The 20,690-nt window shown below is 37.4% G+C and carries 16 protein-coding genes; 10 read left to right on the forward strand and 6 right to left on the reverse strand.

Annotation, left to right across the window (positions count from 1 at the left end):
• The first annotated feature begins 138 nt into the window (after positions 1-138).
• A complete protein-coding gene (locus MHB55_RS02195) occupies positions 139-990 on the forward strand; it encodes an MBL fold metallo-hydrolase (protein WP_340862465.1) in 852 nt (283 codons plus the stop codon).
• Between the two features lie 101 nt (positions 991-1,091).
• Positions 1,092-1,937, forward strand: coding sequence for a DUF1028 domain-containing protein (locus tag MHB55_RS02200; RefSeq protein ID WP_151111491.1), 846 nt, complete (start codon positions 1,092-1,094; stop codon positions 1,935-1,937).
• An 88-nt stretch (positions 1,938-2,025) separates the two neighbouring features.
• Here the strand turns inward: MHB55_RS02200 and MHB55_RS02205 are convergent, their stop codons facing one another.
• Positions 2,026-5,328, reverse strand: coding sequence for a DUF6359 domain-containing protein (locus MHB55_RS02205; RefSeq protein ID WP_340862466.1), 3,303 nt, complete (start codon positions 5,326-5,328; stop codon positions 2,026-2,028).
• 404 nt (positions 5,329-5,732) lie between these two features.
• Between MHB55_RS02205 and MHB55_RS02210 the strand changes: the two genes are divergently transcribed.
• From MHB55_RS02210 to MHB55_RS02225, 4 genes are read left to right on the forward strand one after another with little or no spacing between them, the layout of a single operon-like run.
• Positions 5,733-6,752 carry an ABC transporter substrate-binding protein gene (locus MHB55_RS02210; RefSeq protein ID WP_144538592.1) on the forward strand — a complete coding sequence of 340 codons (1,020 nt, stop codon included), beginning with the start codon at positions 5,733-5,735 and terminating at the stop codon, positions 6,750-6,752.
• A gap of 16 nt (positions 6,753-6,768) precedes the next feature.
• Complete coding sequence (locus tag MHB55_RS02215; protein ID WP_144538554.1) at positions 6,769-7,899, forward strand: ATP-binding cassette domain-containing protein; 1,131 nt, start codon at positions 6,769-6,771, stop codon at positions 7,897-7,899.
• Positions 7,896-9,599, forward strand: a complete 1,704-nt coding sequence (locus MHB55_RS02220; protein WP_144538555.1) for an ABC transporter permease — start codon at positions 7,896-7,898, stop codon at positions 9,597-9,599. Before MHB55_RS02215 ends, MHB55_RS02220 begins: the two co-directional genes overlap by 4 nt.
• A 9-nt stretch (positions 9,600-9,608) precedes the next feature.
• Positions 9,609-10,391, forward strand: coding sequence for an HAD-IIA family hydrolase (locus MHB55_RS02225; RefSeq protein WP_313955893.1), 783 nt, complete (start codon positions 9,609-9,611; stop codon positions 10,389-10,391).
• On the opposite strand, the gene MHB55_RS02230 is transcribed toward MHB55_RS02225, so the two are convergent.
• Positions 10,386-10,949: a glycerol-3-phosphate responsive antiterminator gene (locus MHB55_RS02230; RefSeq protein ID WP_340862467.1), complete on the reverse strand. Its 564-nt coding sequence runs from the start codon at positions 10,947-10,949 to the stop codon at positions 10,386-10,388. The two genes, MHB55_RS02225 and MHB55_RS02230, sit on opposite strands and share 6 nt — an antisense overlap.
• A 162-nt stretch (positions 10,950-11,111) precedes the next feature.
• On the opposite strand from MHB55_RS02230, the gene MHB55_RS02235 reads away from it, so the two are divergent.
• Positions 11,112-12,758, forward strand: a complete 1,647-nt coding sequence (locus MHB55_RS02235) for an FAD-dependent oxidoreductase (protein ID WP_144538558.1) — start codon at positions 11,112-11,114, stop codon at positions 12,756-12,758.
• 47 nt (positions 12,759-12,805) lie between these two features.
• On the opposite strand, the gene MHB55_RS02240 is transcribed toward MHB55_RS02235, so the two are convergent.
• Complete coding sequence (locus MHB55_RS02240; RefSeq protein WP_154311669.1) at positions 12,806-13,246, reverse strand: hypothetical protein; 441 nt, start codon at positions 13,244-13,246, stop codon at positions 12,806-12,808.
• A 97-nt stretch (positions 13,247-13,343) separates the two neighbouring features.
• Positions 13,344-13,841, reverse strand: coding sequence for a TspO/MBR family protein (locus tag MHB55_RS02245; protein ID WP_154311667.1), 498 nt, complete (start codon positions 13,839-13,841; stop codon positions 13,344-13,346).
• Positions 13,842-13,977: 136 nt separating this feature from the next.
• On the opposite strand from MHB55_RS02245, the gene MHB55_RS02250 reads away from it, so the two are divergent.
• Positions 13,978-15,369 (forward strand): bifunctional metallophosphatase/5'-nucleotidase, encoded by a 1,392-nt coding sequence (locus MHB55_RS02250; RefSeq protein WP_154311665.1) that lies wholly within the window; start codon positions 13,978-13,980, stop codon positions 15,367-15,369.
• A 14-nt stretch (positions 15,370-15,383) separates the two neighbouring features.
• On the forward strand, positions 15,384-16,430 hold the full coding sequence (locus tag MHB55_RS02255; RefSeq protein WP_154312357.1) for a DmpA family aminopeptidase: 1,047 nt from the start codon (positions 15,384-15,386) through the stop codon (positions 16,428-16,430).
• Positions 16,431-16,590: 160 nt separating this feature from the next.
• Here the strand turns inward: MHB55_RS02255 and MHB55_RS02260 are convergent, their stop codons facing one another.
• Positions 16,591-18,732 carry a type IA DNA topoisomerase gene (locus MHB55_RS02260; RefSeq protein WP_340862468.1) on the reverse strand — a complete coding sequence of 714 codons (2,142 nt, stop codon included), beginning with the start codon at positions 18,730-18,732 and terminating at the stop codon, positions 16,591-16,593.
• Between the two features lie 364 nt (positions 18,733-19,096).
• Here MHB55_RS02260 and MHB55_RS02265 point away from each other — a divergent pair, with 364 nt between their 5' ends.
• Positions 19,097-20,251, forward strand: a complete 1,155-nt coding sequence (locus MHB55_RS02265; protein WP_340862469.1) for an MFS transporter — start codon at positions 19,097-19,099, stop codon at positions 20,249-20,251.
• A 23-nt stretch (positions 20,252-20,274) separates the two neighbouring features.
• Here MHB55_RS02265 and MHB55_RS02270 read toward each other — a convergent pair whose 3' ends face one another.
• Entirely contained in the window at positions 20,275-20,601 is a 327-nt protein-coding gene (locus MHB55_RS02270; protein WP_144538564.1) for a general stress protein, read from the reverse strand.
• Positions 20,602-20,690: the final 89 nt, after the last annotated feature.

Below are 20,690 nucleotides of genomic sequence, written 5' to 3' on the forward strand. Positions count from 1 at the left end.
TAATAAATTATAATAGGTATTTTATAACAAAAGAAGAAGAGAATGTTTAGAATGCTCTAAATCAGTGTAAACGATAATAAAGTATAAATTTTAGGAGGGAAGAGAAACTAAGAAAATATGGAGAGGAGCTTGAACATAATGGACAATTCGATATCTTATGGGGACGCTTATAAATACATTCCAACTACATCGGTTGGCAGTGGGGTAGGACTAGAAATTTTGCCAGATGTCTATTGTTACACCGTTCAAATAGTAAATATTTGTTTGGTAGGCAAGCCAGGTTCGGATGATTTTGTATTAGTAGATGCTGGAATGCCTCATTCGGCTGAGAAGATAATCGGGGTAGTGGAGGAGAGATTTGGGGAGCATAAAAACCCTAAGGCTATCATTTTAACTCATGGTCACTTCGATCATGTAGGAGCGATAAAAGAATTGATAGAAAAATGGAATATACCTGTCTATGCACATCAATTGGAATTACCATTTTTAACTGGGAAAGAGGACTATCCAGAACCGGATCCAACGGTTGAAGGTGGGATGGTGGCAAAAATGTCATCTATGTTTCCTAACGAAGCAATAGATTTGGGGAGTCATGTAATAGCATTGCCAGAGGATGGCTCTGTTCCTTTTTTACCTAGTTTTAAATGGTATCATACACCAGGACATTCGCCAGGACATATTTCTCTATTTCGTAAGGAAGATGGGCTTCTTATAGCGGGTGATGCTTTTGTTACAGTTAAACAGGAGTATTTATACAAAGTGTTGACTCAAGAGCAAGAAATAAGTGGGCCACCTCGTTATTTTACAACGAATTGGGAGGATGCGGAGTACTCAGTGAAGGTATTAAAATCATTAAACCCTAATACTGCTATTACAGGACATGGCCTTCCAATGAGTGGAGAATTGCTTAAAAGTAATCTTCATTTACTAGTTAGCGAATTTCAACGAATTGCGAAACCTAGTTATGGAAAGTTTGTTGATAATGAATAATCGCAGAAATCCTATCAGCCCTTTGGAGAGGATAGGATTTCTTTTCATTTTCTTATAGAAAGATTAGAATATATACAATTATGTAGGAGTGGGGGATGTGTATGACGTTTTCGATAATTGGTTTTGACCCAGAAACGAAAGAGTTAGGTATAGCGGTGGCTTCCAAATTTTTAAGTGTCGGTGCAGTAGTTCCTTTTGCTAAAGCAGGGGTGGGAGCAATTGCGACTCAGTCTTGGGCTAACCTGGAATACGGTAAAAGAGGATTAAGCCTTTTAAAACAAGGGCTCGAGCCAGAAGAAGTGTTAAAAGAACTTATTAAGGACGATGATAAGTCTTCTGTGCGACAAGTTGGTATTGTGAATGCGAATGGTCGAAGTATCACATTCACAGGAGAAGAATGCTTTGAATGGGCCGGTGGTGTAGCGGGTACTAACTATGCGATTCAGGGAAATATTCTAGTAGATTCAGAGACTGTAAATGAAATGGAAAAAACTTTTATAGAAACAGATGGTAGTCTAGCCGACCGGTTATTGGCGGCCCTGTGTGCAGGGGAATTAGCGGGTGGCGACAGTAGGGGCAAACAATCTGCAGCTCTTTATATTGTAAAAGAAAAAGGAAGCTACGGGGGATATACAGATAGATTCATAGACTTACGAGTAGATGACCATAGTGATCCGGTAAAGGAACTATTAAGATTGTTGAAGCTTCATCGCCTATACTTTGAGCATTCGGCGATAGAGGATATTGTAGCAATAGAAGGAGAATTAGAAGAAGAAATACAAAATTTACTGTTTGAAAATGGACACTTGGACCGAGATCTAATAGAACGTGATGACTTGTTAGACGCTGTGCAATCATATCATCTTATTGAAAATTTTGATGAGCGATTACAAGAGAGAGGATACATCGACTTAAAGGTAGTAGAATATATGAAAATTAAAAAGTAAAGAGGCAGATGGTAGTTCTATTTTGATTCTAATCATTAGTAAGAAACCTGACCAACATATATTGGTCAGGTTTCATGGTCAAGAGTAACTATTTAGTTTTGCCATTTTTAGCTTTTACTGTAACCTTAATAGAAACTGATTTATTGCTATAAGTAGCTTTAATTGTAGTGCTTCCAGCTGCTTTAGCAGTGATAACCCCTTTTTGGTCAACAGAGATTATATTTTTATCATAGCCTGTATAGGTTGCATCTGCGGTTACATCAATAGTCGAGTTTTTCTTCCCTTTATTTTTCACCATAGCAGATACTTTAATAGTTGCTGTTTTACCAGAGTCTAATTTAATATTCTTTTTATCAACTTTTAGGTTTAAGATTTTAGGAACCCCTGGTTCTTGCTCTTGCTTCTCCAAGTCTATTTGGATTAGAACTGGATCATGGTCAGAAGCACGTCCATGGATATCCATATAGTTTGCATTGATGTGGATCATATCTACCACTGTTTTTTCTGATAAATTATTCGTTACTAAAATATGATCTAATACTTGGTTGTTACCTTGATAATAATAAGAGAACCGTTCGCCTACTGGAACTTTCTCTACCATATTTGTTAAAATTCCACCTTTTAAAGCGGCAAGAGCAGGAGTGAATTCAAAGTCATTCATATCTCCCGCAACAATTACATTTAACTCTGGATCTTTAGCTTGTCCAGCCTTGATGAAGTTGTTTATCATTGTTGCAAGCTCAATTCGCTCAGCCTCTGAACCCAATACAGGAGGTTGGTTTTTGCCAAATAAAGGCTGGTCTCCTCCCTTAGAATTTAAGTGAGCACCAATTACAACTACTTTTTCCCCTTGGAAATCAAATTGGGCAGCTAGTGGTTTACGAGTGTCTTCCTGAGGTAAGTCAAGGATACGTCCAGGGTTTAAGGTTAGATTTCCTTCTTCACTCCAAGCAACTGGGTCAGTTGAACCACCCTTTGTGCCTTCAGAAAGTGTCACTCTATCCGGATTGTATAGGTAGCCAACTCGTATGTTACCTCCAGGTTGTCCACCATCGCGGTTGTATTCAGGTGCTATATCAGTCCATTCATACGCTGGTCCGCCTTCTGCTATAATAGCTGCGATCAATCGTTCATAGCTCGCAGATGCATCTGAGTTACCAGAGGCTGTAGGACCATCATTGTCTTGAACTTCAACTAAAGTAATGATATCCGGTGCTTTCATATTTTCAACAAATGATCGAGCTATTTTTATTACTTTTTCATCAGGAGTGTTTTCTGCATTAGCAGAGAAATTCTCTACGTTATAAGAAGCAACCGTTAGTTTTTCTTCGGTAGGAACAATATCTGTCACCGTCACTGGTTTTTCAATGCGTGTAATTGGAGGGAGTGATTCCTCTTCTGCCCATAACTTAAAGTTTCCGAAACCAAACCCCAAGACTCCAATGATGTCTTCCGTAAAGTAATCACCTGATTTAGCATCGTATTTATCATTATCAATAAGAACTGTAATTCGTTCTGGATTATAATCATTAACGGAAATATTAATTCCACCTAAAACATTAAATGTAGTATTAGCCGAGTTTCCTGCCACCACCACAATTTCGCCATAATCCTGCGGCCCTACAACTTTAGCATTTGGTACGGCTAATCGCATTAATTCAACAGATTCCCAAAAATCAATTCCATCCTCTAATGCATCGAAGGAAGTCAGGCCATCATTATCAATGATTTCAGTAGGTGGATTAATATCTTCACCAATTACTAGTGGTGCAGGCAATTCTGCAGTTCCTATTTTACTCGTTTCTGAAGCTCTAATTCTTGTGATGGGTAGGTCGTTTGTTTTCATATCGGAATAGCCATCGTAATACCATTCCTCTACTGTACCCGCAACTGTTACTAAATCTCCAACCTTTAATCCATTATTTGCTTTATTTACGATAATAGCTTCAGATGTATGATTATTATCATCTGGATTTATGTCTTGAATAACAAAGTTTGCTGAATTGTACAGATGAGTGACTACGCCTGTAATATTTTGTACTATCGTACCTTCATAATCAGAGAAGTGTCCTTGTCCTTGAATATCACGGATAGAAAGGTTCTCTGTCTTTAAGACATTGTACGTAAATATAAAGACTTCTGATGTAATATCGCCTATTGCAACAGCTTTAATTGTTGTGTCTTTTGTTAATGTGATAGGCTCAACATATTTTTTACTTGAAGCAGTTGGGGGAGAGCCATCTAATGTGTAATAGATACTAGCTGCTTCCCAGTGGGTTGTTAATGTAATTTTTGTCCCTTCTGAAACAGTTCCAGGGAAAATGTTTGGATATACAGCAGGCTTGTTCACTTGTTCAAAGCTTTCTAAGCCAAGTGTTTTAACTTGGAAAGTGGTATTAAAAATAGATCCAATACCGGACACATTTATTAAATCACCATTGTTGTATTGTTTAGTAAATGTCTCATAGTCTAGACCATTGCGATTATCATTTCGAATAATGACTGATTCGCCATTTTCGTGTGTTGCTGTAAACTCAAACGTTCCATAATCATTAGTAGCTACTAGATTAGAAATAGTTACATTGTTTAGTAAAACTCTTTCACCCTGAGTATTTTCATTCACTCCCGCTGGCGTGATTTCTTGAACAGAGGGTAGTGGATTATCTGAAGAAAGCTTACTAATAGTTGTTGGTTGAATTTGAAGCTCTCCACTATAAGGACTTACCTTTCCTTCCAACTCAACAAGATCTCCAGGTTGTACATCTGCTGAGGAAGTGTATGCATAAAGCCCACCTGTTTCGTCTTGAATATAGAAAGCTTTTCCGCCCCATAATCCTTGACCAGTTGTAACTGTCCCAGTCACACGGACAACTTTATTTTGATCTGTTATAGCTCGTGCTGCAGAAATATTTTCTAATACCTCAACCTCAGTAGGAGGGGTTTCTCCTTCAGAAATGATTGTATAAGCACTGGCACTTCTCATTCCAGGAACAGAGAAATAGGCAGACAAGGTTCCTGTCACAGTAACCTTTCCTTGAAACAAGCTTGAGTTGTCTACTAAATTTAAACCAGCACGGACTGCTCCGGTAGGTAATTGCACTGGTAGAATGTTAGCAGGATTGGTTTCCTCAGGAGAGTCAGCTAAACCTATATTTGTTGCAACTGTAAAGGGAGCTTCCTGATCATAGGAAGTCCCTGAGGAGGCAGTTCCTACTATATAGCCTTGTACTGTTGCAATCCCAGTATTGTTGCTAATCGCCTCTGCCACAGTAATGGGTTCAGCAGCCTGGGTTTCGGTCACGAAGATAAACGGGAAAACCATAGAAATAACTAGCAGTAAAGATAGTGTTATTTTATTAAAAGGACCTGTCCAAAAATCTTTTCTTACCATTCATTTCACTCCTTGTAATGTATTATGTTCAAAAGGAGTATAGCAGAGGAATATTAATAAATTATTTAATTTCTACAAATTTTTAGTTTTCTGGCTAAAAACAGGATAGAAGTAGGGGAGCTGTAAATATATTGAGGAAAATAGAATTACTTTAAAATGGTAAAAAAGATTCTGCAAAGAAATACTTAACTGAATAAAAAGTATTGCAATATAGTTTAAATATTTTGTATTTTAAGTGTTGTAATTGTCAGAATTTGTTGTATACTTTAAATTAAGTTAAATAACTAGGCAGAGACTATGAGATGAAAGCCTAAATGTAAGCCTTTTTGTAAAGGCTTACATTTGGTGTTCATCTTTATTTTTTTGCCGTTAACTAAAACAAAGGGGGATATACAGTGAAGAAAATGACAGGTCTAGTAGCAAGCGTATTGCTTGCGGGAAGTATTTTAGCTGGCTGTGCAGGCGATGACACTAGTGAAGGGGGAAGTGGAGGAGAACGAATAACTCTTTATTCTCCTGAAACACCTGATTTTACTAAAGAGTTGGCAGCTAAATATGAAGAAGTGCACGGTGGAAAAGTAGATGTACAATACGCTGGAACAAATGTACTTGTTAATCAAATGTTAGCAGAAAAAGATAATCCAAAAGCTGATGTATGGTATGGCGGAGGAGGAATACTACCTTTTGAAGCAGCAGTCGAGCGTGGAATTTTAGCAGAGTATATTCCAGATTTTGCAGCAGATTGGGACGTAGTTGAAGACGGCATCAAGATGAAACATGAAGACGGTAAGTATGTTGGAATTGAAATTTTCGTATTGGGATTCTCTTATAATACGGAGCTAGTGACTGAGGAAGAGGCTCCAAAAACGTGGGAAGATCTGTTAGACCCTAAATGGGAAGGGAAAATCCAGTTTCCAAATCCTGCAGCCTCTGGAACAGCGACTTTAATGGTTATGGATCAAATGATGAGAAAAGGTGAAGATGAGGCTTGGAAGTACTTTGAACAATTAGTGAAGCAGTCTAACTCTATGCCAGACTCTGGTTCAGCTCCAACGAAAGGGGTAGCAATGGGTGAAGCACACATTGGAATTGGCTTTGACTTTATGGCGTATGAACAAAAAAGTAAGGGAGAAAGCGTAGACTTTATCGTACCTGATCAGACACCAGTTCTTGTAAATCCTGCATCACTAATTGAGGGTGGCCCAAATGCTAAAGGTGGTAAAGAATTTATAGATTTCCTTCTATCTGAGGATGCTCAACAAATCATGGCGGATTGGTATCATATACCGATTAATCCTAACGTAGAATCTAAAACACCTTTGACTTTGGAGAAGGTAAAAGAGGTAGCAGTTGATCTCGATATAGATTGGGTTAACGAAAACTATGACCGAGTAAGAAACGAGTGGAAAGATAAATTTCAATAAATAAGGGTGAATATAAATGGGATCAGTAAAAATAAGTAACATCACAAAAAAGTTTGGGGACGTTACTGCGCTTCATGATATTAACCTTGATATCAAGGAGGGCGAGTTTTTCGCTCTTCTTGGTCCTTCGGGATGTGGAAAAACGACAACAATGAGATGTATTGCTGGTTTTGAAAGTCCTACTTCAGGAAAAATTTACATAGGAGATAACGAAGTAGAGAACATTCCCGCAAACAAGCGTAATTGTGGCATGGTTTTTCAAAGCTATGCATTATTTCCTCATATGAACGTATTTGACAATGTCGCCTACAGTCTAAATATTAAAGAGTTAAACTCTAGTAATCCAGTTAAACAGCTAGGTATTTATGCGCGTTTACTAAATAAAAGATTAGGAAAAACGCCAAAAACAATTCAAGAAAAGGTTATGAAGATTCTTCAATACGTCGAGCTAGACAAATATGCAAATCGTTTAACTAGCGAGCTTTCTGGAGGTCAGCAGCAGAGGGTTGCTCTAGCTAGGGCATTAGTGATGGAGCCGGCCGTTCTATTAATGGATGAGCCACTTTCTAATCTCGATCAAAAGCTTCGCCACTCTATGAGGAATACTATCAGATCTATTCAACAGGATTTAGGTATTACAACTATTTTTGTTACGCATGACCAAGAAGAAGCGATGAGTATGGCAGACCGTATTGCGGTTATGGACAAAGGGGAAATCGTACAAATTGGTACACCGACAGATCTATATAGTAATCCATCAACACCTTTTATAGCAGACTTCGTTGGTACTTCCAATATATTGAAGGGTGAAGTTGTAGGGGATGAAAATGGCTTGCTAATTGTTAGTGGGGATGGTTTTAAATTGAAATCCTCTAATAGCACTGCTAAGAAAGACGTGGATATCATTATACGTCCAGAGCACGTGATGGTTGAGCCTGTCGATAGTATAGTAGATTCTTCTACAACGAATGTTATAGAAGGTACAGTCCTTATGTCTACATATCTAGGTTCGATTGTTCGCTATGATATTCAGGTTGGGGAATATCAATTGATCGTTGATACAACTTACTCCACAGGAGCTAATATATTTGAAGAAGGAAAAAAAGTGAAGCTAACAGTAGAGTTTGAAAGGGTGCTATTGATATGAAGAAATCATTAAAAAACTTCAGTGGATTATCAGTAGTAAAAATATTTATATACGTATTTTTTGGCCTTTTCATGATACTACCACTATTTTCAGTATTTCTTGTGAGCTTCACAGGACAGCCAATAAATATTTTGGGTTCCATAACGGATCCCTCAATTTTTAGTTCAACTATTGAAAAGTTGAAAGGCTCGTCATTAGACAATTATAAAAATATATTTACAAACTCAGGCTATTTAGATGCCTTAAAAAACAGTCTATATTTGGGTTTTTTAGTAACAGTTATTGTCATTACCCTTTGCATTCCTATGGCCTATGGAATAGCACGTACTAAAATGCCTTTTAAAAAAACAATTTCCGCCTTGTGTACAATTCCGCTAATTGTTCCAACTTTTATATCAGCCTACGCTTTTATCATAATGTTCGGGAGAGCGGGCTGGGTAACGGAAATTTACAACCTATTAGGCGGAGAGGGGATGCTTCTCAACCCCTACTCCATGGCAGGTGTAGTAATGGTGCAAGTGTTTTTCTTCTTCCCTTACGCGTTATGGCCATTAGTTGCGGCATTTAAAATAAGTGATATTAGTTTAGAAGAGGCTTCACAAAATTTAGGTGCAAAGAGTTGGTTCACATTTACTTTTGTGACTTTTCCATTGGCACTTCCAGGCATTATCTCAAGTGCATTATTAATTTTTACGGTGAGTTTTTCCGATTTTGGTACCCCTATTGTGCTAGCTCCGAAAGAGTTAAACCTTTTAGTAGTAGAGGCTTATCGTGAAATAGCTGGTTTCTTTAACTGGGGTGGTGCTGCGATTCTAACGGTAGTTATGGTAATTGTTGCTGCATTCTTTTTCTGGCTTCAACACTTATTTACTAAAAGTAGAAACTACGGTTCTGTTTCTGGTAAACCCAAAAAACAGAAATTAATAGAAAACAAATTATTAACAAGAGTTTTATCAGGTTACTCTTTTTTAGTAGTATTAATCCCACTTTTAGCAATGTTATCAGTAGCACTACAATCTGTGGCTACAACTTGGGGGAAAGATTTGTTGCCTAACGGTTATACACTAAATCACTATAAAACAATTTTTTCCACCTCTATGGGGAATATTCAAAACAGTATTATGCTAGCGACAGGAGCACTTGTATTAAGTGTTATCATAGCAACTTTTGTTTCTTATTTTGTAGTAAGACAAAATTCATCTAAGTTAGATTTCATGGCTTCTATACCTTTAGTTGTCCCTGGAATTGCATTCGGTATAGCATTGATTCAAACATTTAACACAGCTCCTTTGCAATTAACTGGTACAGCTGTTTTATTAATTATTGCATATACAATTCGAAGACTGCCATATATGGTCAGGTCTACTATGGGAGCGATGAGAGCGATTAAGCAAGACATTGAAGAGGCGGCTATCAATCTTGGAGCGACTCCTTTAACTGCTGCTATAACCATTGTTGGGCCGCTTATGCTACCTGGGATAGCGGCTGGATCAGTATTGGTATTTATAACCGTCATTAAAGAGGCGAGCGTATCCATATTACTTGCACCACCTGAATGGGCGCCCATGAGCTTAGCTATATTCCAAAATATACTACGTGCAGAGTATTACTCTGCTGCTGCGATGTCCATCGTTCTTATAGTACTCGTGCTCCTTTTACAAGGGGTAGCTAATTTCTTGTCAAGAAAACAACAGTTATAGTTTATTGGAGTGAAGACTTTGAATGGATATATATTTGATCTAGACGGTACAATCTACATTGATAATGAGATAATCGCAGGAGTTCCGGAAGCTATTAAAAGCTTGAAGGCAAGAGGAGATAAGGTAATCTTTCTCACAAACAAATCTATAGCGAGTAGAAAAGATTATGTAGAAAAGTTAAAGAAGTTAGATATAGAAGTAAAATTAGAGGAAGTTATTAATTCAAACTATATTACTGCTCATTATTTAAAAAAGGTTATGAAGCCAGAGGACTCCGTATATGTGATTGGAGAAGCCCCCTTATTCGAGGAGCTTAGAGGAGAAAATATAAAACTAGCGGAGTGTTCAGCTAGAGCTTCCCATGTTGTATTAGGCTGGGATAGAGATTTTACTTATGATAAGCTAAACCAAGCCTATCAAGCTTGGAAAAATGGTGCAGAAATTATAGCTACCAATCCCGATCGAACCTGTCCTGTTAGAGAGGGGGACATACCAGACTGTGGGGCAATGATAGGTGCTCTAGAAGGAACTACGGGTGAACCTATCAAGCTCATTACTGGAAAGCCCTCCTCTCTGATGGCTAATTATGTATTGAATGATGTATTACAAATGGAAGCTTCTAATTGCTATATGATAGGAGACAGATTAGAAACAGATATAAAAATGGGTAATGATGCAGGAATGCATTCAGTTTTAGTGATGACAGGGATTACAACTCTGAATATGTTAGAAAATCCTGTCCATAAACCTAAATACATTTTAGAAAGTGTACGGGATATCCTTACTTTATAGATTAAAATTCCACATTTCTGGGATTCCAGCAGAGACAGCTAAGGCACCATTTTCTAGGGCCTGATGGACCTCAGAAATGTTATCAATAAGACCTCCAGCTATTATAGGAAAAACAAGGCTCATAGAGAGCTGGTCAATTACTTTAGGCATAATACCAGGCATTACCTCTACAGCATCTGGTCTGCAGGAGTTTACCATTTCAATTCCTTTAGTTATCGCACTTCTATCAAGCAAAAATATTCGTTGGATGGTCATTAGTCCGGCTTCTTTAGCCAACTTAACCACATGGCTCTTTGTGGTAATGATACCTGTAGGTTTCCATTGGTCTGCTACAAAGGTTAAAGCTGTTTTTGAACTAGAAATACCATCTATGAAGTCAAGGTGGACAAAGACATATTTATTCGCTTGTTTTAGTTGACTAATGTAACCGCCTGCTGTCAGCAGGTTTCCTGTTAGCAGAAAGACAATATTTGCCTTACTATTAATTGCTTGTTTTAAATCTTGTTCATTAGTAACGGAAGCTATTATCTGTGACTCTACCATGTCTACTAAAATCATCGTTGCTCACCTTTTCTATCTATTAGTTTTTAAACCATTGTAACATATTTAAAATATTCAGAAGAAAATAATTTTGGTTAGAGAATGTAGAGAAGACCATTACAAGGCTTGCCTAGGTGCAAGTTTATTGTAATGGTCTTTTTTAATGCAAAGGAGAAAATAATGAAAAATTTTTCATATATCGAAAGAGAGAAACGACTGTCGACACTAGAAGGGAACCACTATGATGTGATAGTCATTGGTGGAGGTATTACTGGTACGGGAATTGCTTTAGACTGTGCTACGAGAGGTTTAAAAGTGTTAGTAGTAGAAATGCAGGATTTTGCTGCTGGAACTTCTAGCAGATCAACCAAACTTGTCCATGGTGGTCTTCGCTACTTAAAACAGCTAGAGGTTAAAATGGTCGCAGATGTCGGAAAAGAAAGGGAGATTGTTTATCTTAATGCGCCTCATGTAACTCATCCAGAGTGGATGCTCTTACCTATTTATAAAAAGGGGACCTTTGGAAAATACTCAACTTCTGTTGGTCTCATGGTATATGACTTTTTAGCAGGAGTGAAAAGACATGAAAGAAGAAAAATGCTTACTCGAAATGAGACCATTGAAAAAGAGCCTTTGTTAAAGCAGGAGGATTTGGTTGGCGGAGGGTACTATGTCGAATATAGAACAGATGATGCAAGACTCACAATAGAGGTTGCCAAAAAAGCTTACGAAAAGGGAGCTGATCTCCTTAATTATGTGAAAGCCGAAAAGCTAATTTATTCGGAAAATGGGAAGATTTGTGGGATTACAGTGAATGATCTTATATCTGAATGTCAATTCGATGTTTTTGCGAAGAAAATAGTTAATGCTTCGGGGCCATGGGTAGAAAGTATAATTGGTTTAGACAAAAAAATAGCAGGAAAAAGTTTGCTGCATACAAAGGGTATTCATATAGTAATAGATCAGAAAAGATTTCCTTTAAGGCAGGCTGTCTACTTCGATACACCAGATGGAAGAATGGTATTTGCCATTCCTAGAGAAGGCAAAGCTTATGTGGGAACTACAGATACTGTCTTTGAAGAAGATTTAGTCAATCCAAGCATAGATAAGGACGATCAAAACTATTTAATTCAATGTATAGATTTTATGTTTCCTCAAACGAAACTTACAATCAATGATATTGAATCTAGCTGGGCTGGGGTTAGACCATTGATTCGAGAGGAAGGGAAGGGGCCTTCTGAAATATCGAGAAAAGACGAGATTTGGACATCTGAAACAGGTCTTATAACAATTGCAGGAGGAAAATTAACTGGTTACCGAAAGATGGCTGAAACGATTACTGATTTATTGTGTAAGGATTTACAAAAAAGCGGCATTTCGGTTGGAAATTCAATTACTAAAACCTTGAAATTATCTGGAGGTGAATTTAAAAGCCCGACAGACTATGCGAGCTACATATCAAGGAAAACAAAAGACTTAATGACTTTAGGTTTAACCAACGAAGAAGCAACCTCGCTGGCTGCAATGTATGGTACTAATACGGATAAAATTCTTAAGCTAGCGGATAATGTATTAGAGGAAACAAACTTACCGATGATTATGAAATTAACTCTCCATTATGCAATTGACCATGAGATGGCAATAACTGCAGTAGACTATTTATTAAGAAGGACAGGGAGTATATTGTTTAATATTACTATTGCTCAAAAATGGAAACTAGAGGTAATAGACTACATGGCTATAGCAATGAAATGGGATGAAAAAACAAAAGAGTTTATGTGGGCTGATTTGGAGTTAAAGCTTCATCAAGCTACAAATAACAAATAAAAGTAGGGCCTGGAAAAATACAGGTCCTAACTGTTTTTTGTAATTAATTATTGGAATACTACAATAGGATAGATTTTTACTATAGACGAGGCAGGGTCTAATGCTTCACGCTCATATTCCTCTACAACCCAGTTGATAGAAAGAAGTTGTCTTAAGGTACTTAGCTGCTGGGGGGTGAGTTCTAATAATTCTATAGTATGATTATTAATCTTATAATCTTGGTCTTCTATTTTTTCAAATTTCATCTTTAGTAAGTTTTTCAATCCGTTAATGGTAATAAATTTTACGGAGTACCCATTTTCTAATAACTCTTTAAATTGAGGTTTGTTTTGTACATACACGTTTAATAGTGTTTGATATTCATTAGAGTAGAGATCCTCCCATGAATGGCTTTCTAAATTATCTATTAGTTCCTTGTTTGATACACCATTGCTTCGTAAAACTTCCAATAGGACGGCTTCCTTCATGGTTAACTTAAAATTTTCCATTGTCTCACTCCTATGTTTGTCTTTTTATTCTATTAAGTATATCAAATCAACAGGACATAAAAACACCAGATTATTTTAGACATCTGGTGTTTTGGTTTTATTTATTTAGTTTCCACACAGAGTAATTTAAGCCTAAAGCAAACGTCACCCAACCGATGTATGGAATCATCAGAGCACCTGCAGTAGTATCTTTCTTCTGAAATTCGTATGCTGTCATAGCGATTGCACCTAACAGAATGGTCATTTCTATAAGAGCTGTTCCTCTGAGACCCCAACGGAAAAATAAGAAAGACCATAGGAAATTTAAACCTAACTGTAAGTCATAGAAGGGAATGGTGGGAGAATCGGAATCCTCCTGCTCAACTTTTTGGTCGGCACGATATTTAGCTAATCCCATAATTGCGTATAAAGAAGTCCACACAATAGGGAAGACAGGAGCGGGGGGAGCAAAGGAAGGCTGCTTTAATTTTTTATACTTCTTTTGTGCATTTCTATTTGCTAACCAGCCAGTAACCGAACCTCCGATGATGGGTACTAGAATACTAATTGCTAGTTTTTTCTTGTCTAACTCTCCGTTTATTTTTAATAATTCCATTTGGTTACCTCCTTAATAATATTAGTAATATTATTCCCTGTTTTTAGGGGAATACGCTTATATTTTTTAAAATTATTAAGTTAATAGAATTGTTAGAATATGGTATGATTAGAAAATAATTAGGGGGCTGAAGTTCATGACAAGATTAAAAATATTACATACGAATGATTTACATAGTCACTTCGACAATTATAAAAAAATAGTTTCTTTAATTCGAGAGCATCGTGACGCTGATACCATTGTGTTAGACGGGGGAGATTTTGCAGACTTTAAAAGTATTGAATTGCAGGGAACAAAAGGGATTGCTGCAATTGAATTGCTAGAAGCTGCAGGCTACGATGCGATTACAATTGGTAACAACGAAATGTTCAATGGGGTAGATACATTAGAGCATATGGCTAGCAAAAGTACGATTCCTTTTATTAGTAATAATTTAATGAAAAAAGACAAAACAGCTATTAAAGGTGTTTGTAAGAGTACTCTTCTAGAGAAAAATGGATTACGTCTTCTAATTACAGGTTCTTCTCCAGATATGGGCGTGTTTAATGAGGGGCTAGGCCTTCACATGACTGATTATACTGTTGCCATTAAGGAAGAAATTCATAGAAACAAAGGTAAATATGATGTATGTATCTTGCTTAGTCATGTTGGCACTTTTGCTGACGAACCATTAGCAAATGAAATAGAGGAAATTGATATTATCATTTCGGCTCATGATCATAAACTATTCAACGAGGCAAAGCTTATTAATGAAACAATTATGAACAGTGCCGGAAACTATGGGGAATATTTAGGAATAGTCGAAATAGAAGTGTCGGATGGAAAGGTTCAGCTTATTAACTCTCAGACAATATCAACTAAGGAAATACAAGAGGATCCACAAATTGTTTCAATCTTAAAGGTAAATAAAGATAAAGCAATTAACACATTAAGTCAGCCACTATATTCTTTAGCCCTTCCTCTATGGCATGATGTAGTGGAGGAAAATCCTATTAGTAATTTAATAGCTGATGGCCTGAAGGATTTGCTTAAGGCGGATATTGGCCTTATCAACAGCGGTATTTGTAACGCTGGTATTTTCCGTGAGATGTCTAGAAAAAAACTAATTGAAGTATGTCCGTCTCCGTTGAACCCTACTCTTTTTGAGATTCAAGGGAAGAATTTAAAGGAAGCCCTTGAATCATCCTTAGATGCTCAGATTTGTTTGGCTGAAGGACGTGGACCGGGATTTAGAGGAAGATTTGTAGGGGGATTACATGTCTCTGGACTAGAAATCGAGCACGATGGAAAACATATTAAAACTATCTATTTAAATGAGATTCCACTTGAAGATGAAAAATGGTATTTAGTCGCAAGCTCGGATTATTTACAAAGAGGCTCTGGTTACCCTAGTCTTGCCAATAATCGGAACGAACAATATTGGGCAGAAGAAATTAAGGATATTATTGAAATATATGGAGAGAAATCTGATTTTGTTGAATCTGCACATCAAAATAGATGGAAGGAACTAGCTAATATAAGGGGATAGATGGTATGAAGCCGATGAAAATACGACAACGTGGTGTCACAATAGGAAATCTTCCTGTGGGGCAGAAGAATTGCATTACAGATGTGGCTGGAGTCAAAGTGGGCCATACAACGCTCGAGCACGAATTTGGAGAGGAAAAGTATGCATGTACCGGTGTTACAGCTATACTGCCTCATGACGATAATTTGTTTCATCATAAGGTAGTCGCTGCTAGCTACATATTAAATGGATTTGGCAAAACAACCGGCTTGGTACAAGTAGATGAGTTAGGTGTAATCGAAGCACCTATTATGCTAACTAATACTTTTGGTGTACCAGCCGTTACTCAAGGTGCATTAATGTATATGTTAAAAGCAAATCCTGATATTGGAGTATCTACCGGAACTATTAATATTGTCGTTGGAGAATGTAACGACGGAAGATTAAACTCTATTCGTGAGCTTCCAGTGGAACCAAAGCATGCAGTAGAGGCAATCCAAAATGCTAAGATGGAAGCTGCTGAAGAAGGCGCTGTCGGGGCTGGTAAGGGAATGATTTGTTTTGGATATAAGGGCGGAATAGGATCATCATCTAGGGTAGTTTATGATACATCCAGTGATACTGCCTATACGATTGGATGCATGGTCTTAAGTAATTTCGGTCAGAAAGAAGAATTTCAAGCGGAGCGTTACAAGGCAACAGAAGAGAATTCTGTACCAGCCTATCCAACGCCTGCAGATGGTTCAATAATAATCGTGTTAGCAACTGATGCACCGCTTGGCAGCAATCAGCTTAAGCGAGTTGCAAAGCGTTGTGGTATTGGTTTAGGAAGAACAGGCAGTCATTTTAGCAACGGAAGTGGTGACATTGTCATTGCTTTTTCTACCGCTCATAAAATTCCTCATGTCTCTGAAATCAGTGTTGAAACAAGGTATATGCTGAGAGATGACCATGCTGTTATGAATGACCTCTTTCAAGCAGCATCAGAAGCGACGGAGGAAGCCATTATAAACTCTTTATCTCAGGCTGTTACAACTAAAGGCCGTCAGGGTGAAACAGTCTATGCATATCCTTTCGATTAGAAGATTATTAAATTAAAAGGCTGCCAATTCAATTACAAATTGGCAACCTCTGTTTTTTTACACGAGAAAGTATTAGCAATAAATGCTAGATTTAGGAATTACTGATGGTAGTGTTTTTGGGATTTTTAAGTATATCCTACCATTCCACTTTAAAAGAAAATCACTTAAATTCTAACTTTACTTTGCCTTCTTCTAGAGCAAGCTTTGCATCAAATTTTTGCCCATTTTCTGCTTCAAAACCTTTAATAATATTTGTCATACCCTTTGTGCAAAGAAGCTTTATCTGACTTGGGGTTATCTTTTTCTTTAAGAAGAAGCCATTGAATGTCTGTGTGCATCCATTTTTATAATTAGTACACCCATAAAAATTCTTACGGGCTACAATAGAACCTTGTCCACATCTAGGACATGGAGCGATAGGTTCCAGTTTAAACCTCGCATACTTTGAGCTTGGCTCCCTAGGAGGAAGCTTTATAGTAATATTTTTATTTTTTAACTGACTTGGTGTTTCATTAATTAGGCTATAAATAAACTTTGCAATGCTTCCAAGAAAACGGTCCTGAGAGCCTTCTCCATTCCCTATTTTACGAAGATAGTTTTCCCATTTTGCAGTCATAGAAGGACTAGAGAGTAGATTGCCTTCGATCGCTTGACATAGGACGCGACCTTTATCTGTTATTGAAACAATATTTTTAGTTACCTGTATATAGCTATGTTTTTTTAGGGTTTCTATAATTCCGCTACGAGTAGCCTCGGTACCTAATCCTTCTACTTCCTTTAGAATTTCGATTTCACCCTTGTCCTCTATAAGTTTACCACAGGTTTTCATCATCGCTATTAACTGACCTTCCGTGTATGGTTTGGGAGGCGTGGTCTTTCCTTCTTTAATTTCAATTTTGCTTGAAACCTGCTCGTTCTCAGTTAAAGGAGGGAGAGTGGGTTCTTCTTTTTCTTTTTCATTAGAAGAACGAACAAAAAGAGCTTTCCAGCCTTTGTCGACCTCAGTTTTTCCAGTTGTAAAGAAAAGCAGTCCATTTACATCAGTTGTTACCTTAGTTTCCGTATAAAGATAGTCAGTATGAAACATACCTAGAGTTGTTCGAACAATCTCTTCATAAAGATTTCGCTCCATCGGTGAAAGCTTGGCAAGAACCGATGGAGAAGGAATCTTTTTGGTTGGAATAATCGCATAATGCTCCTGTACCTTAGAGCTATCTACATAGCGTTTTTTCGGAGAACGGGAGGCTATAGGAAACGGTTGATTGATGAGTCTTTGATAATCTTCTACTTGCCCAACTATATAAGCAAACTCATTGGGCGTGATATGGCGAGAATCAGTTCTAGGATACGTCACTAGTTTTTTTTCATAGAGTCCTTGCATTGTTTTTAATACATTAGCAGGGCTAATTTTCCATAATCTATTAGCTGTAGCCTGCAAAGTCGATAACGAATGAAGCTGTTGAGGCGGAATTCGCTTATCTTGCGTCACTACAGAAGTAACTATGCCTGGCGAATTAGGTTGAATGCCGTGCTTTGCTAAAAGAGCTTGAATAATTTCTCTTTTTGGCTCCTTTGCTTTTGTCTTTCCCTTATAGCTTCCATGCTCAGCTGTAAAAACGGCTTCTATCTCATAAAACGGCTCTGATACAAAGTTTTCAATTTCCATATGACGCTGATAGATTAAATATAGTGTAGGCGATTGAACTCGGCCGATTGGAAATACATCTTGAATCCCTTGTTCTTTCAATAAGAGAGAATATAGGCGAGATGCATTCATACCGACAAGCCAATCACTGATTTGTCGAGCTCTTGCCTCCTCATACATTAGTAAATCCTTTTGGTTGTTCTGTAGATTGGCGAATCCTTTTCGCACTTCATCTATTTCTAAAGAGTTAATCCATAAACGTTTAATATTTTTTCCTCTTGCACCTGTTTGGTTATAAATACTATAGAAGATATTAGATCCTTCGCGATCAACGTCACAGGCGTTAATAACCGTGTCGGTAGATTTAATCAATTTTTTAACGATTGTAAATTGCTTGGATTTTCCTTTAGCCACTTGAAATTCATAGCGCTCAGGCAATATGGGCAGGCTTGCAAGTGACCATCTATTCCATTTGGGATCGTATGCCTTAGGTTCCTTCAATTCTACTAAATGTCCGATTCCCCAAGTGATAAAAGCTCCTTCAGGAAAGATAGGTGAGGGTAAGATTTCAATATAGCCTTCATGACGCTTAACTGAAAAAGCATCTGCATAGGCTTTAGCTTGACTTGGTTTTTCAGCAAGTATTACTGGTTTCATGATTTCACCTCTTCAAGATTCATATGTTTATTGTGCAACAAACGGACTTAAAACACAAAGGACTCAAGGGAAAATATATAAGTTACCGTACTAAACTCGTTATTTAAACTACTAGAGCTATTTCTAAAAACCCAATACTTTCCCTATTTTATTTACCAAAACTTATATTCTTTAGGATAAATCTTATGAGTTTTGCTATAATTATGACAATTAAATACGGAGCTAGGTATGATCACACCACCTATAGGAGTAAATCTCTTGTAGTGAGTGGCATGTGGCTTCCTGAAAGAATGGGATAATATTGAGTGACTCAAGAAATTTTAAAGGATATTCTATTAGAGATTTTCAATTTTGGAGAATAGTAATGAGCCTGGGGTTTGCATCCATGTTTATCTTTGGTGCTATGTATTCGGTACAGCCAATACTTCCAATGTTTACGGAGGAGTTTAATGTTAAGGTCTCATACTCAAGTATGGCGATGTCTTTAACTACATGTGGTCTAATTATAGGGTTAGTTGTTTTAGGTTTTTTCTCAGATCGAATAGGAAGAACTATCTTTGTGAAAATATCCCTTGTTGGATCACTCCTACCTTTTATTCTCATGCCTCTAACAGAGAGCTTTGGTTGGATTATCTTTTTACGATTTGTTCAAGGTTTTTTATTGGCAGGTGTACCTTCTACTGCTCTTGCCTATATAAGTGAGGAAATAAATAAGAAATTTATAAGCGTAGCCACTGCCTTATATATTTCCTGCAATGCTTTAGGAGGAATGATAGGTAGAGTAGTTACAGGCTATGCAACTGAGCATTTCTCTTGGGAAATAGCTTTCTATATTTTAGCGGCCAGTGGTGTGTTTGTGTTTATTTTAGTCTTGTTTGCTTTACCTAAATCTAGGAACTTTCAGCCTCAAGAAGCTAGCTTTAGGGAAGACTTTGAAGGTTTTACTTATCATTTAAAAAATCCATCCTTACTTTTGATGTTCGGCTTAGGAATTGTACTTCAATTATCTTTTACTGGGATTTGGACATATATCCCATTCCATCTTACTGAAGAACCTTTTTTACTTTCCATTGATGCTGTTTCTAATTTGTTCTTCGCTTATGGCCTTGGAGTAATTGGTTCTCCCCTCGCAAGCTGGCTTGCGAGCAAAATTGGTCAAAGAAAGGTACTAATAACAGGAGTTTTTGTATTAAGTGGAGGTGTACTATTTACAATGAGTAGCTCCGTTTGGATAATTGTGTTTGGTTTATGTGTGGCGTGTTTAGGCTTTTTTACAGCCCATTCTTTAGCGGCCTCTTCAGTTAGCAGGGAGGCAAATCATCATAAAGGAAGTGCCTCTAGTCTATACCTCGTGTCCTACTATATAGGAGTAGGAGCCGGGAGTACTTTACTTGGACCGATATGGGAACAATTAGGATGGAGAGGACTTGTAATACTAACTACTTTAGCCCCCACACTGTACATATTACTTGTAACCTTGGTGCGGCTTCGTAAGACAAAAAAACAGCCCATTGTTTAACAATGGGCTGTTTTTGTTTATTCTTATTTAGGGTCGTGAGCGACAATAACTAGCTTACCTTCATCTAGTTCTCTCTCAGCAGCCTCTGCCTCTTGAGTAGTTAAGCCTGCTCCGCTCATTTTTGCTCTTAATTCATCTCCACGTGAAGTGAACATATTTTTCATGGATTGTAGGAATCCCATTTCCTTCATACCAACATCAGATGTATCTAATGCATCATTTACATCATCTGCACGTTCTTTTGAATGAGCGAAAATGTGGATATGGTCTTTATGGTATCCTTGAGTTTCTAATCGCTCGATTTCTTGCTTAGCCTGTACGGCATTTTCTACGGTTAATTTGACTGTCATATAAAATCCCTCCAGTTGTTTGTTCTACATAGATACTTTACCCGTAAGAACAAAATTTAAACAAAAGATAAAACTTATTATGTGAAAGA

The sequence above is a fragment of the Psychrobacillus sp. FSL K6-1267 genome (assembly GCF_038003265.1).
GTDB lineage: Bacteria > Bacillota > Bacilli > Bacillales_A > Planococcaceae > Psychrobacillus > Psychrobacillus faecigallinarum.

What these genes read in the sequence shown, in the direction of transcription:
- MHB55_RS02195 (WP_340862465.1), top strand. Translation starts at nt 139, where the DNA reads ATGGACAATTCGATATCTTATGGGGACGCTTATAAATACATTCCAACT.
- MHB55_RS02200 (WP_151111491.1), top strand. Translation starts at nt 1,092, where the DNA reads ATGACGTTTTCGATAATTGGTTTTGACCCAGAAACGAAAGAGTTAGGT.
- MHB55_RS02205 (WP_340862466.1), bottom strand. Translation starts at nt 5,328, where the DNA reads ATGGTAAGAAAAGATTTTTGGACAGGTCCTTTTAATAAAATAACACTA.
- MHB55_RS02210 (WP_144538592.1), top strand. Translation starts at nt 5,733, where the DNA reads ATGACAGGTCTAGTAGCAAGCGTATTGCTTGCGGGAAGTATTTTAGCT.
- MHB55_RS02215 (WP_144538554.1), top strand. Translation starts at nt 6,769, where the DNA reads ATGGGATCAGTAAAAATAAGTAACATCACAAAAAAGTTTGGGGACGTT.
- MHB55_RS02220 (WP_144538555.1), top strand. Translation starts at nt 7,896, where the DNA reads ATGAAGAAATCATTAAAAAACTTCAGTGGATTATCAGTAGTAAAAATA.
- MHB55_RS02230 (WP_340862467.1), bottom strand. Translation starts at nt 10,949, where the DNA reads ATGATTTTAGTAGACATGGTAGAGTCACAGATAATAGCTTCCGTTACT.
- MHB55_RS02235 (WP_144538558.1), top strand. Translation starts at nt 11,112, where the DNA reads ATGAAAAATTTTTCATATATCGAAAGAGAGAAACGACTGTCGACACTA.
- MHB55_RS02240 (WP_154311669.1), bottom strand. Translation starts at nt 13,246, where the DNA reads ATGGAAAATTTTAAGTTAACCATGAAGGAAGCCGTCCTATTGGAAGTT.
- MHB55_RS02245 (WP_154311667.1), bottom strand. Translation starts at nt 13,841, where the DNA reads ATGGAATTATTAAAAATAAACGGAGAGTTAGACAAGAAAAAACTAGCA.
- MHB55_RS02250 (WP_154311665.1), top strand. Translation starts at nt 13,978, where the DNA reads ATGACAAGATTAAAAATATTACATACGAATGATTTACATAGTCACTTC.
- MHB55_RS02255 (WP_154312357.1), top strand. Translation starts at nt 15,384, where the DNA reads ATGAAAATACGACAACGTGGTGTCACAATAGGAAATCTTCCTGTGGGG.
- MHB55_RS02260 (WP_340862468.1), bottom strand. Translation starts at nt 18,732, where the DNA reads ATGAAACCAGTAATACTTGCTGAAAAACCAAGTCAAGCTAAAGCCTAT.
- MHB55_RS02265 (WP_340862469.1), top strand. Translation starts at nt 19,097, where the DNA reads ATGAGCCTGGGGTTTGCATCCATGTTTATCTTTGGTGCTATGTATTCG.
- MHB55_RS02270 (WP_144538564.1), bottom strand. Translation starts at nt 20,601, where the DNA reads ATGACAGTCAAATTAACCGTAGAAAATGCCGTACAGGCTAAGCAAGAA.